Annotated in this window: 9 protein-coding genes; all 9 read right to left on the reverse strand. The window is 61.4% G+C overall.

The window, feature by feature from the left end:
- Positions 1–471: GTP-binding protein (locus ACE3P0_RS18245; protein ID WP_374404194.1), on the reverse strand; the 471-nt coding region annotated here is incomplete at its 3' end.
- Positions 472–496: 25 nt separating this feature from the next.
- Entirely contained in the window at positions 497–2,587 is a 2,091-nt protein-coding gene (gene fusA, locus ACE3P0_RS18250; RefSeq protein WP_374404195.1) for an elongation factor G, read from the reverse strand.
- A 114-nt stretch (positions 2,588–2,701) separates the two neighbouring features.
- A complete protein-coding gene (rpsG, locus tag ACE3P0_RS18255) occupies positions 2,702–3,172 on the reverse strand; it encodes a 30S ribosomal protein S7 (protein WP_172205342.1) in 471 nt (156 codons plus the stop codon).
- 27 nt (positions 3,173–3,199) lie between these two features.
- Entirely contained in the window at positions 3,200–3,577 is a 378-nt protein-coding gene (gene rpsL, locus ACE3P0_RS18260; protein ID WP_172205340.1) for a 30S ribosomal protein S12, read from the reverse strand.
- Positions 3,578–3,713: 136 nt separating this feature from the next.
- Complete coding sequence (gene rpoC / locus ACE3P0_RS18265; RefSeq protein ID WP_374404197.1) at positions 3,714–7,919, reverse strand: DNA-directed RNA polymerase subunit beta'; 4,206 nt, start codon at positions 7,917–7,919, stop codon at positions 3,714–3,716.
- Between the two features lie 35 nt (positions 7,920–7,954).
- Complete coding sequence (gene rpoB / locus ACE3P0_RS18270) at positions 7,955–12,088, reverse strand: DNA-directed RNA polymerase subunit beta (RefSeq protein ID WP_374404199.1); 4,134 nt, start codon at positions 12,086–12,088, stop codon at positions 7,955–7,957.
- A 310-nt stretch (positions 12,089–12,398) separates the two neighbouring features.
- A complete protein-coding gene (gene rplL, locus ACE3P0_RS18275) occupies positions 12,399–12,770 on the reverse strand; it encodes a 50S ribosomal protein L7/L12 (RefSeq protein ID WP_374404200.1) in 372 nt (123 codons plus the stop codon).
- A 57-nt stretch (positions 12,771–12,827) separates the two neighbouring features.
- Positions 12,828–13,331 (reverse strand): 50S ribosomal protein L10, encoded by a 504-nt coding sequence (gene rplJ / locus ACE3P0_RS18280; RefSeq protein ID WP_374404201.1) that lies wholly within the window; start codon positions 13,329–13,331, stop codon positions 12,828–12,830.
- A gap of 254 nt (positions 13,332–13,585) precedes the next feature.
- A complete protein-coding gene (gene rplA / locus ACE3P0_RS18285) occupies positions 13,586–14,281 on the reverse strand; it encodes a 50S ribosomal protein L1 (RefSeq protein ID WP_374404202.1) in 696 nt (231 codons plus the stop codon).

The raw sequence follows: 14,281 nt of genomic DNA on the forward strand, positions 1-14,281 counted from the left end.
CAGCTCGCGCACTTCCATTTCGACGAGCTCGAGCAGCTCGGCGTCGTCGACCATGTCGCACTTGTTCAGGAAGACGATGATGTACGGCACACCGACCTGACGGGCGAGCAGGATGTGCTCACGCGTTTGCGGCATCGGGCCGTCAGCGGCCGAGCAGACCAGGATCGCGCCGTCCATCTGGGCAGCACCGGTGATCATGTTCTTGACGTAGTCGGCGTGACCCGGACAGTCAACGTGCGCGTAGTGACGGTTGGCCGTCTCGTACTCGACGTGGGCGGTGTTGATCGTGATGCCGCGCGCCTTTTCTTCCGGCGCGGCGTCGATCTGGTCGTACGCCTTCGCTGCGCCGCCAAACTTGGCTGCCAGCACGGTCGTGATTGCTGCGGTCAGCGTGGTCTTGCCATGGTCAACGTGACCGATGGTCCCGACGTTCACGTGCGGTTTCGTCCGCTCGAATTTTTCCTTGGCCATTTCTAGTCCTTAAATGATCAACGCATCACTTCTTGTTGATGATGGCTTCCGCGACGTTGCGCGGCGCTTCGGAGTAGTGCTTGAACTCCATCGAGTAGGTTGCACGACCCTGAGTCAGCGAGCGCAGCGTGGTCGAGTAACCAAACATCTCGGCCAGCGGCACTTCGGCCTTGATTGCCTTCATGCCGGCCACGTCATCCATGCCCTGCACGATGCCACGACGGCCCGACAGATCGCCCATGACGTTGCCCATGAACTCTTCCGGCGTTTCAACTTCGACCGCCATCATCGGCTCAAGCAGCACCGGGTTCGCCTTGCGCATGCCGTCCTTGAAGCCCATCGAGGCAGCCATCTTGAAGGCGTTTTCATTCGAGTCCACATCGTGGTACGAACCAAAGTGCAGCGTAACCTTGACGTCGACCACCGGGAAGCCGGCGAGGACACCGTTCGGCAGCGTTTCCTGTAGACCCTTGTCGACCGCGGGGATGTACTCACGCGGCACAACGCCACCCTTGATCGCGTCGACGAACTCGTAGCCCTTGCCCGGCTCGTTCGGCTCGATCTTGAGCACGACGTGACCGTACTGACCACGACCACCCGACTGCTTGACGAACTTGCCTTCGGCATTCTCGATCGTGCCGCGGATGGTTTCGCGGTAAGCAACCTGCGGGGCGCCGACGTTTGCCTCAACGCCGAACTCACGCTTCATGCGGTCAACGATGATCTCAAGGTGGAGTTCGCCCATCCCGGAGATGATGGTCTGGCCCGATTCTTCGTCCGTACGGACGCGGAATGATGGATCTTCCTTCGCCAGGCGGTTGAGCGCCACGCCCATCTTTTCCTGGTCAGCCTTGGTCTTCGGCTCGACGGCAACGTGAATCACCGGCTCCGGGAATTCCATGCGCTCGAGCACCATCGGCGCATCGATGTCGCACAGCGTTTCACCGGTCGTAACTTCCTTCAGGCCGATCGCTGCAGCGATATCGCCCGCGCGCACCTCTTCGATCTCGATACGATCGTTCGCATGCATCTGCACGATACGACCGATACGCTCTTTCTTGCCCTTGACCGAGTTCAGCACGCTGTCGCCCGACTTCACGACGCCGGAATAAACACGGAAGAAGGTCAGCTGACCAACGTACGGGTCGTTCATCAGCTTGAATGCCAGCGCGGCAAACTTCTCGTCATCCGAGGCGTGACGAACCGCCGGCTTGCCATCATCCTCACCCGAGACCGGCGGAATATCGATCGGCGACGGAAGAAGCTCGATCACGGCGTCAAGCATGCGTTGCACGCCCTTGTTCTTGAACGCGGAACCGCACAGCATCGGCTGGATCTCGCCCTTGATGGTGCGCTCACGCAGACCGTGGACGATGTCCGCCTCAGGCAGCGAACCTTCTTCCAGGTACTTATTCATGAGATCTTCCGACGACTCTGCAGCCGCTTCGACCATCTTCTCGCGCCACTCTTCGGCCACAGAAACCAGCTCAGCCGGAATCTCGCCGTACTCGAACTTCATACCCTGGGACGCTTCATCCCAGATGATTGCCTTCATCTTCACCAGGTCGACGACGCCGGTAAAGGAATCTTCGGCGCCGATCGGCACCACGATCGGCACCGGATTGGCGCGCAGACGGCTCTTCATCTGCTCGACGACGCGGAAGAAGTTGGCGCCCTGACGGTCCATCTTGTTAACAAAGGCCAGACGCGGCACCTTGTACTTGTTGGCCTGACGCCAAACCGTCTCCGACTGCGGCTGCACACCACCGACCGCGCAGTAAACCATCACAGCGCCGTCGAGCACGCGCATCGAGCGCTCAACCTCGATCGTGAAGTCAACGTGCCCCGGGGTGTCGATGATGTTGAAGCGATGCTCATCGAACTGCATCCCCATGCCCTTCCAGAAGCACGTAGTTGCAGCCGACGTAATCGTGATGCCGCGCTCCTGCTCCTGCTCCATCCAGTCCATGGTGGCAGCGCCATCATGCACTTCACCGATCTTGTGGTTGACACCGGTGTAGAACAGGATGCGCTCGGTCGTGGTGGTCTTGCCGGCGTCAATGTGTGCCGAGATACCGATATTACGGTACCGCTCGATCGGGGTTTTGCGTGCCACGGTAGTAACCTCTACCTAAACGAAAGTCCGCAGCATGTGCGGACAGAAAATCGGTACTTCTGGAAAAGCAATCGAGCCCTTTTCAGGGCCCGACTGCTCTGCGACGGGTCGCAATCAGAAGCGGAAATGCGAGAACGCCTTGTTCGCTTCTGCCATACGGTGAACTTCTTCGCGCTTCTTCATCGCAGCGCCGCGACCTTCAGAGGCCTCGAGAAGCTCGCCTGCGAGACGCTGGGCCATCGACTTCTCCGAACGCTTGCGCGCAGCTTCGCGGATCCAGCGCATCGACAGCGCCATACGGCGCGACGGACGCACTTCAACCGGAACCTGATAGTTCGCACCGCCAACGCGACGGCTCTTGACTTCCACCACCGGCTTGACGTTGCTGATTGCGCTACCGAACACCTCGAGCGGATCTTTGCCACCCTTGGTCGAGATCACTTCCAGCGCGCCATAAACGATGCGCTCAGCAACGGCCTTCTTGCCGCTCTGCATGATCACGTTGATGAATTTCGAGACATCCTGGCTGCCGAATTTCGGATCCGGCAGGATATCCCGCTTGGGTACTTCGCGACGACGGGGCATTTCAACCTCCAGCTATTTCGAAAGGGATCAGGACTTCTTCGGACGCTTCGCGCCGTACTTGGAGCGCGACTGCTTCCGATCCTTGACGCCCTGGAGGTCAAGCGAACCGCGAACGATGTGATAACGCACACCCGGCAAGTCTTTCACACGACCGCCGCGAATCAGGACCACCGAGTGCTCCTGAAGGTTGTGACCTTCACCGCCGATGTACGAGATGACCTCGAAACCGTTGGTCAGGCGAACCTTGGCGACCTTACGAAGCGCGGAGTTCGGCTTCTTCGGTGTCGTGGTGTAAACGCGGGTACAGACGCCGCGCTTTTGCGGGCAGGCTTCGAGAGCCGGCACTTTGCTCTTGGAGACCGGGGTTTCCCGACCCTTACGAACGAGTTGATTGATTGTTGGCATTACTTTCCCTCGGATCGCACCACCGATGAAACACGGATTGGGCCGCGATCAAGACACAGGAAGGCCGACCCCGCAAGGTCGACCCACTAAAGAGGTCGGATTGTAGCCAACCCGACCCCGAAGCGTCAACGACGCCTTATTCCGACTGCGCGCCTTCGACCGCTACCGGCGCGTCGTTGAAGCTGCCTGACGGCGGCAGATCGAACGTCGCACCCGACTGCGAGCGACGTGCGCGGTGGTAAGCGAGGCCAGTACCGGCAGGGATCAGGCGGCCGACGATGACGTTTTCCTTCAGGCCACGCAGTTCATCGCGCTTGCCCAGGATCGCAGCTTCGGTCAACACGCGGGTGGTTTCCTGGAAGGACGCCGCCGAGATGAACGAGTCGGTCGACAGCGACGCCTTCGTGATACCCAGCAGCATGTACTCGTACTGCGCCGGCAGGCGGCCATCGGCGATGAGCTTGTCGTTCTCGTCCAGCACTTCCGAACGCTCGACCTGCTCTTCACGGATGAACTTGCTATCGCCCGGATCAGTGATGACCACGCGACGCAGCATCTGGCGAACGATCACCTCGATGTGCTTGTCGTTGATCTTCACGCCCTGCAGACGGTACACGTCCTGCACTTCCTCGATGATGTAGCGCGCCAGTTCTTCGACGCCCTTCAGACGCAGGATGTCGTGCGGATCGGCCGGCCCATCGACGATCAACTCGCCGCGCTGCACCACCTGGCCGTCGTGCACCATGACGTGCTTGTCCTTCGGGATCAGGAACTCGTGCACCGTGCCGTCCGGTTCGGTGATCACCAGACGCTGCTTGCCCTTGGTGTCCTTGCCGAACGACAGTGTACCGGTGACGTCGGCGAGCATGCCGGCATCCTTCGGCGAGCGAGCTTCGAACAGTTCCGCCACACGCGGCAGACCGCCGGTAATGTCACGCGTCTTCGCCGACTCCTGCGGGATACGTGCAAGCACATCACCCACCGAAACCTGCTGACCGTCCTTCACGGTGATCAGAGAACCGACCTGGAAGGTGATGGTCACGGCGTGATCGGTGCCGGCGATCTTCACTTCTTCGCCCGCCTCGTTGATCAGTTTGACCTGCGGACGCACGCCCTTGGTCGCAGACTGACCACGGCGCTTGGCGTCGATGACGACCAGGGTCGACAGACCCGTGACTTCGTCGATCTGCTTGGCGACCGTCGCACCTTCTTCGACGTTCTCGAACTTGATGGTGCCCGAGTACTCCGTGATGATCGGACGGGTGTGCGGATCCCAGGTCGCCAGTTGCGCCCCGGCTTTTACTGCACCACCGTCTGCCACCAGCAGCGTCGCGCCGTACGGGATCTTGTGACGCTCGCGCTCACGACCCATTTCGTCAGTCACGACGACCTCGGCCGAACGGGCGATGACAACCTTCTCGTCCTTCGCGGTCGTCACGTAGCGGGTGTTGCCCGCATAGCGGACCACACCGGCCGACTTGGCTTCGACCGAGCTTGCAACAGCGGCTCGCGATGCGGCACCACCGACGTGGAAGGTACGCATCGTCAGCTGCGTGCCCGGCTCACCGATCGACTGCGCGGCGATAACGCCGATCGCTTCGCCGGAGTTGACCAGGTTGCCGCGGCCGAGGTCTCGGCCGTAGCACTTGGCACACATACCGTAGCGGGTTTCACACGTGAGCGGGGTGCGCACGCGCACTTCGTCAACGCCGAGCGCGTCGATCAGATCGCATGCGTCTTCATCCAGCAGCGTGCCGGCGAAGAGGGCGGTCTCCTGAGTCTCCGGATTGACCACGTCATCGGCTGCCGTGCGGCCGAGGATGCGGTCGCGCAGCGGCTCGACCACTTCACCGCCTTCGATGATCGCGCGCATCGTGAAGCCGAGCGCGGTGCCGCAATCGTCTTCGGTGACCACGAGATCCTGCGTAACGTCCACCAAGCGACGCGTCAGGTAGCCGGAGTTCGCCGTCTTCAGCGCCGTATCCGCCAGGCCCTTACGGGCACCGTGGGTCGAGATGAAGTACTGCAGAACGTTCAGACCTTCACGGAAGTTCGTCGTGATCGGCGTCTCGATAATCGAACCGTCCGGCTTCGCCATCAGGCCGCGCATACCGGACAGCTGACGGATCTGGGCCGCGGAACCCCGAGCGCCCGAGTCAGCCATCATGTAGATCGCGTTGAGCGATTCCTGACGGACTTCCTTGCCGAGATGGTTGATGACCGGCTCGGTACCGAGCTGCTCCATCATCGCCTTCGCGACCTGGTCACCCGCACGACCCCAGATATCGACGACCTTGTTGTAGCGCTCACCGTCGGTCACGAGACCGGAGGTGTATTGCTGCGCGATTTCCTTCACTTCGTGCGCGGCGGCAGCAATGATGTCCTGCTTGGAGGTCGGCACCAGCATGTCACGCACTGCGATCGACAGACCGGCGCGCGTCGCGAGACGGAAGCCGAACTGCATCAGGCGGTCGGCAAAAACCACGGTTTCCTTCAGGCCACAACGGCGGAAGGCGTGGTTGATCAGCTTCGAGATCTCTTTCTTCTTCAGCGCCTTGTCGATCACCGAGAACGGCAGACCGGCGGGCAGGATCTCGGAGAGGATCGCACGACCGATGGTGGTGTTGTAGCGTGTGATCTTTTCGCGCTTTTCGCCTTCCGGCGTCAGCTCGACTTCGCGCACGCGGATGAACACACGGGCGTGCAGCGAGGCCTGGCCGGACTCGTAGGCACGCTTGGCTTCCGCAACGTCGATGAAGGCCATGCCCTCACCCGGCACGTTCACCGCTTCGCGAGTGGCGTAGTACAGACCCAGCACGACGTCTTGCGACGGCACAATAATCGGCTCGCCGTTCGCAGGCGACAGCACGTTGTTGGAAGACAGCATCAGCGTGCGGGCTTCCATCTGCGCTTCGAGCGACAGCGGGACGTGGACGGCCATCTGGTCACCGTCGAAGTCGGCGTTGAACGCCGCGCAGACGAGCGGATGCAGCTGGATCGCCTTACCTTCGATCAGCGTCGGTTCGAAGGCCTGGATACCGAGACGGTGCAGCGTCGGCGCACGGTTCAGCATGACCGGATGTTCGCGGATCACCTCTTCGAGGATGTCCCACACCATCGGTTCCTGGCTCTCGACCATCTTCTTCGCCTGCTTGATGGTGGTGGCATAGCCACGCAGCTCAAGCTTGTTGAAGATGAAGGGCTTGAACAGTTCGAGCGCCATCAGCTTCGGCAGACCGCACTGATGCAGCTTCAACTGCGGACCCACGGTAATCACCGAACGGCCCGAGTAGTCGACGCGCTTACCGAGCAGGTTCTGACGGAAGCGACCACCCTTGCCCTTGATCATGTCGGCGAGCGACTTGAGCGGACGCTTGTTCGCGCCCGTCATGGCCTTGCCGCGACGGCCGTTGTCGAGCAGCGAGTCGACCGCTTCCTGCAGCATGCGCTTTTCGTTGCGCACGATGATGTCCGGCGCCTTGAGCTCGAGCAGACGCTTCAGACGGTTGTTCCGGTTGATGACGCGGCGATACAGGTCGTTCAGATCGGAGGTCGCGAAGCGGCCACCGTCCAGCGGCACCAGCGGACGCAGGTCCGGCGGCAGCACCGGCAGCACTTCCATGATCATCCAGTCCGGGCGGATACCCGACTGCGTGAAGGCCTCCAGCACTTTGAGGCGCTTGGCGATCTTCTTGATCTTGGCTTCGGAACCGGTGGTTTCCAGTTCCGAACGCAGACGCTCGATCTCGCGCGGCAGGTCGATCGAGCGCAGCAGTTCGCGCACCGCCTCGGCCCCCATCAGCGCGGTGAACTCGTCACCGTACTCTTCGGTCTTCGCGATGAAGTCTTCTTCGGTCAGCAGCTGGCCGCGCGTCAGCGGCGTCATGCCGGCGTCGACAACCACGAAGCCTTCGAAGTACAGGACACGCTCGATATCGCGCAGGGTCATGTCGAGCACCATGCCGAGGCGGCTCGGCAGGCTCTTCAGGAACCAGATGTGGGCGACCACCGAGGCAAGCTCGATGTGGCCCATGCGCTCACGGCGAACCTTGGCCAGCGTGACTTCCACGCCGCACTTTTCGCAGATCACGCCGCGGTGCTTCAGGCGCTTGTACTTGCCGCACAGGCACTCGTAGTCCTTGACCGGGCCAAAGATCTTGGCGCAGAACAGACCATCACGTTCCGGCTTGAACGTCCGGTAGTTGATGGTCTCCGGCTTCTTCACTTCACCGAAGGACCAGGAGCGGATCTTCTCCGGCGACGCGAGACCAATGGTGATCGCGTCGAACTCTTCCTCGTTCGGCAGGCTCTGTTTGAACAGATCAGCGAGCAGGCTTTTCATCTTTCGTCACTCCATTCCGAGGCGGCTCGGCCGTCTCAGTAGCGGTCCAGGTCGATGTCGATCGCCAGCGAACGGATTTCCTTCACCAGCACGTTGAAGGATTCCGGCATTCCGGCATCGATCTTGTGTTCGCCCTTGACGATGTTTTCGTAGACCTTGGTACGACCGGTCACATCGTCCGACTTCACCGTCAGCATTTCCTGCAGGGTGTAGGCCGCGCCATAAGCTTCCAGCGCCCACACTTCCATTTCCCCGAAACGCTGGCCACCGAACTGCGCCTTACCGCCCAGCGGCTGCTGGGTGACGAGCGAGTACGGGCCGGTCGAACGCGCGTGCATCTTGTCGTCGACCAAGTGGTGCAGCTTCAGCATGTGCTTGTAGCCAACCGTCACCTTGCGCTCGAACGCTTCACCGGTGCGTCCGTCGAACAAGGTGACCTGCTCGCCGCCTTCAAGGCCGGCCAGCTTGAGCATCTTGCCGATTTCTTCTTCGGTCGCGCCATCAAACACCGGCGTCGCGAAGGGCACGCCCTTGGTCAGGTTCTGTGCCAGCTCGACCACCTCACCATCGGTCAAGGTATCGATCTGCTCGTCCTTGCCACTGGTGTTGTAGATCTCGTTGAGCAGCGTACGGACTTCCTTGGCCGTCGCCTGGCGACGCAGGGTCTCGTTGATTTTGTTGCCCAGGCCCTTGGCAGCCCAGCCAAGATGGGTTTCAAGAATCTGACCAATGTTCATCCGCGACGGTACGCCCAGCGGGTTCAGCACGATGTCGACGGCGGTGCCGTTTTCCATGTACGGCATGTCTTCGACCGGAACGATCTTCGACACCACACCCTTGTTACCGTGACGACCGGCCATCTTGTCGCCCGGCTGCAGACGACGCTTCACAGCCAGGTAGACCTTGACCATCTTCTGCACGCCCGGGGGCAGCTCATCGCCTTGCGTGAGCTTCTTCTTCTTCGCTTCGAAAGCGAGGTCGAAGTCCTTGCGGGTCTTCTCAAGGCCTTCCTTCAGCGATTCGAGCTGCTGAGCGATGGTCTCGTCGGCCATGCGGATGTCGAACCAGGAATGCGGCTCGACCTGGTCGAGGTAATCCTTGGTGATCGCAGTGCCCTTGGCCAGCTTCTTCGGCCCGCCGTTGGCAACCTGACCGATGATCAGACGCTCGATACGCGAGAACGCATCGCGTTCAACGATTCGCATCTGGTCGCCCAGATCCTGACGGAAGCCGCGCAGCATATCGTCGATGATCGACTGGGCACGCTTGTCGCGCTCGATACCTTCGCGGGTGAACACCTGCACGTCGATGACGGTGCCGTTCATGCCCGAGGGCACGCGCAGCGAGGTGTCCTTCACGTCAGAAGCCTTCTCGCCGAAGATCGCGCGCAACAGCTTCTCTTCCGGCGTCAGCTGGGTTTCGCCCTTAGGCGTGACCTTGCCGACCAGCACGTCGCCAGCATCGACTTCAGCGCCGATGTAGACGATGCCGGACTCATCCAGACGACCCAGTTGCGCTTCGCCCAGCGACGCGATGTCGCGGGTGATTTCTTCAGCACCCAACTTGGTGTCACGCGCCACCACCGTCAGCTCCTCGATGTGGATCGAGGTGAAGCGGTCGTCGGCCACCACGCGTTCGGAGATCAGGATCGAATCTTCGAAGTTGTAGCCGTTCCACGGCATGAACGCGACCAGCATGTTCTGGCCCAGTGCCAGTTCGCCAAGGTCGGTCGATGCGCCATCGGCCAGCACGTCGCCCTTCGCGATGCGGTCGCCGTTCTTAACGACCGGACGCTGGTTGATGTTGGTGTTCTGGTTCGAGCGGGTGTACTTGGTGAAGTTGTAGATGTCGACGCCGACTTCGCCCGGCACCGTTTCATCGTCATTCACACGCACCACGACGCGGCTCGCGTCGACGTAGTCGACCACACCGCCGCGCAGCGCCTGCACCGTCGTACCCGAGTCCACCGCCACGGTGCGCTCGATACCGGTGCCGACCAGCGGCTTTTCCGGACGCAGGCAGGGCACAGCCTGACGCTGCATGTTCGCGCCCATCAACGCACGGTTCGCATCGTCGTGCTCAAGGAACGGAATCAGCGAGGCCGCGACCGAAACGATCTGCGACGGCGAGACGTCCATGTACTGAACCTGATCCGGCGTCACCAGGGTGAATTCACCCTTGTGGCGACACGACACCAGTTCGTCGATCAGCGCACCGGAGCCATCGAGCTCTGCGTTCGCCTGGGCGATCACATAGCCGCCCTCTTCGATCGCGGAGAGGTAATCGATCTGCTGCGTCACCTTGCCGTTTTCGACCTTGCGGTACGGCGTTTCCAGGAAGCCATGGCGGTTGGTCGTCGCGTACACAGCGAGCGAGTTGATCAGGCCGATGTTCGGGCCTTCCGGCGTCTCGATCGGGCACACGCGACCGTAGTGGGTCGGATGCACGTCACGCACTTCGAAGCCGGCGCGCTCACGCGTCAGACCGCCCGGGCCAAGGGCCGAGACACGACGCTTGTGCGTGATCTCGGACAGCGGGTTGGTCTGGTCCATGAACTGCGACAGCTGCGACGAACCGAAGAATTCCTTGATCGCGGCCGAGATCGGCTTGGCGTTGATCAGGTCGTGCGGCATCAGGTTGTCGGATTCAGCCTGGTTCAGGCGCTCCTTGACCGCACGCTCCACGCGCACCAGACCGGCGCGGAATTGGTTCTCCGCCAGCTCGCCCACGCAACGCACGCGGCGGTTACCGAGGTGATCGATATCGTCGATTTCACCGCGGCCGTTACGCAGTTCGACCAGCACGCCGACCACGGCGAGGATGTCGTCGTTACAGAGGACGCCTGCGCCCTCTTCGCCTTGCGGGCCGACGCGCTCGTACAGACGACGCTGCCATTCCGGCGCCTTGTCGTCGAGACGCTCCGGATAGGCGCGACGGTTGAACTTCATGCGGCCGACGGACGACAGGTCGTAGCGCTCCGGCGCATAGAACAGCCCCTGGAACAACGCTTCGACGGCGTCTTCGGTGGGCGGCTCGCCCGGGCGCATCATGCGGTAGATCGCAACGCGCGCTTGCCACTGGTCGGCGGTTTCGTCCGAACGCAGCGTCGAAGAAATGTAGGCGCCGCGGTCGAGGTCGTTGATGTAGAGCGTCTCGAACGACTGCACGCCACCTCGCGACAACTTCGCGAGCACTTCTTCGGTGATCTCGTCGTTGGCGCGTGCGATCAGCTCGCCGGTCTCCGCGTCAACCACGTTCTTCGCCAGCACGCGACCGAGCAGGAAGTCTTCCGGCACCGCCATCGTCTTGATGCCGGCTTCGTTGAGCTCGCGAATGTGCTTGGCGGTAATCCGCTTGTCTTTCGCAACGATCACCTTGCCATTGCCATCGGTGATGTCAAAGCGCGCAACTTCGCCGCGCAGACGTTCCGGCACCAGCGCGAATTCGAAATCCGAGCCCTTCAGCGTGAAGGTGTCGAAATCGTGGAAGGTCGCGAGAATTTCCTCGGCGGTCATGCCGATCGCCTTCAGCAGGATCGTGACCGGCATCTTGCGGCGACGGTCGACGCGGAAGAACAGGAAGTCCTTCGGGTCGAATTCAAAGTCGAGCCACGAGCCGCGGTAAGGAATGATCCGTGCCGAGAACAGCAGCTTGCCCGAGCTGTGCGTCTTGCCGCGGTCGTGCTCGAAGAACACGCCCGGCGAACGGTGCAGCTGGGACACGATGACCCGTTCGGTACCGTTGATCACGAACGAGCCCGTCGTCGTCATGAGCGGAATTTCGCCCATGTAGACTTCCTGCTCCTTCACTTCCTTGACGGTTTCCTTGGCTGCTTCCTTGTCGAGGATTACCAGGCGCACACGTGCGCGCAACGGCGACGCGAAGGTCAGACCGCGCTGCTGACATTCCTTGACGTCGAACGCCGGCTCGCCGAGTGCGAAGTAAACGAACTCCAGACGGGCATTACCCGAATGCGAGGTGATCGGGAAGATCGATTTGAAAGCGGCCTGAAGACCCTGGTCACGGCGTGCCTGCGGCGGCACATCGGCCTGCAGGAAGGACGTGTAGGACTCCAGCTGGGTAGCGAGGAGGAAAGGCACATCGAGAACGTCCGCACGTTTTGCGAAGCTCTTGCGAATGCGCTTTTTCTCGGTGAACGAGTAGGCCATGAGTTCTCCGGTAAGCGAAGGGCAATGGCAGTCCGTCCGTATGACCCCCCGGAGTCATTTGTGGTTCGGACTGGCTAGCCTCGACTGGGGTTGCGGATCTGGTGGCTGGCCTCTACCAACCTCTGGCGGACGACGGAAGTGCGGGGTCCGAAGCCCCGGCAGAACTCCCGTCCGACCAGTTCCTGCCTTCTGCAGTCGATTCAGAAGACACAGGAAAGGGCGCTGATCCAGCGCGCTTTCCTGTGCATCCAATAAAGCACAAAAGGCTGGTGACGCCGAAACGTCACCAGCCCACGCTTTCGCAGGTCGATTACTTGACTTCGACCTTGGCGCCCGCGTCTTCAAGCTGCTTCTTCAGCGCTTCGGCGTCAGCCTTGGCGATGCCTTCCTTGACGGGCTTCGGAGCGCCGTCGACCAGGTCCTTCGCTTCCTTCAGGCCCAGGCCGGTCGCAGCACGCACGACCTTGATGACTTCAACCTTCTTGTCGCCGGCAGCAGTCAGGACAACGGTGAACTCCGTCTGCTCTTCAGCAGCCGCAGCCGGGCCAGCGGCCGGGCCAGCAACAGCCATCGCAGCGGCGGAAACGCCGAACTTCTCTTCGAACGCCTTCACGAGGTCGTTCAGTTCCATAACCGTCATCGAACCGACGGCTTCCAGGATGTCGTCTTTGGTGATCGCCATTTCAAAACACTCCAAATTCAGATTTGTACAAACCGTACGGAAAACCGGACCAACTGATCAGGCGGCAGAGCCTTCGGCTTCGCGCTTCTTGGCCAGTGCGCCGAGCGCAACCGCCATGCCCGAAACCGGCGCCTTCATCACGCCCAGCAGCTTGGAGAGAAGCTCCTCGCGGCTCGGGATGCTTGCCAGCGCCTGAACGCCCGCCTTGTCGAGCACTTTGCCCGCGTAGCAGCCAGCCTTCAGCTTCAGTTTGTCGTTGGTTTTCGCGAAGTCGTTCAGCACCTTGGCTGCGGCGACAGGATCGGCCGAGAAGCTGTAGATCAGCTGGCCGGTCATGTGCTCGGCAAGGCCGGCGAAGGCGGTGTCAGCCACCGCACGACGCGCCAAGGTGTTCTTCAACACACGCAGGTAAACGCCAGACGCGCGCGCCTTTGCACGCAGCACGGTGACGTCGGTCACCTCAATGCCTGCGTACTCCGCCACGACAACGGTCTGCGCGTTGGCCAGCTGTGCAGCGACCTCGGCTACGACGGCTTTCTTGTCGTCTAGATTCAGACCCATGAGGTCTTTCCTCCTATCAAGTCAACTCGCGACGATCCCTGCGGACCGCCACACCCACGGCGACCTGGATCAGGAGCGTGCCGGCCGGAGCCGGCGAAATCCTGTTCTGGATACACCGTCTGCGCAGGTTGTTTGCACGATTAAGCTCTCGGCCGAAACCTCAAGCACCCGCGGTCTTTGACGATCCAAGCCTCCCGAAGGTGGCTTGGCCCAAAGTTTTTGCCATTGCGGTGGCGCTACGCCACCGCACCACATCAGGCGGAGACGCTGGTGGGTTCGACGCGGACGCCGCCACCCATCGTGCTCGAAACCGCCATTTTGCGGATGTACTGACCCTTCACGGCAGCCGGCTTCGCCTTGACCAGCGCATCCAGCAGCGCGCCAAGGTTTTGCTGCAGCGCTTCAACCGTGAACGAGGCACGGCCGATCGTCGCGTGAATAATGCCGGCCTTGTCGGTACGGTACTGAACCTGACCTGCCTTGGCGTTCTTCACGGCGGTCGTGACATCCATCGTCACGGTGCCGACCTTCGGGTTCGGCATCAGGCCGCGCGGGCCGAGGATCTGACCCAGCGCACCGACGACACGCATCGCGTCAGGCGTAGCGATACACAGATCGAAATCGATCGTGCCACCCTTGACCTGTTCGGCCAGGTCGTCGAAACCGACGACATCGGCGCCAGCGGCCTTCGCCTCTTCAGCTTTCGCTCCTTGTGCGAACACCGCCACACGCACCGACTTGCCGGTACCGGCAGGCAGCACCACCGAACCACGAACCAGCTGGTCCGACTTCTTCGCATCAACGCCGAGGTTGACCGCCACGTCGACCGACTCATCGAACTTCGCGGTCGAGGTTTCCTTCACCAGCGTGAGCGCTTCGGCAACGGTGTAGACACGGTTGCGATCGATCTTCGAGCGCAGAGCCTGCAGACGCTTGGATTGCTTAGCCAT

The organism is Niveibacterium sp., assembly GCF_041909475.1.
Taxonomy (GTDB): domain Bacteria; phylum Pseudomonadota; class Gammaproteobacteria; order Burkholderiales; family Rhodocyclaceae; genus Niveibacterium.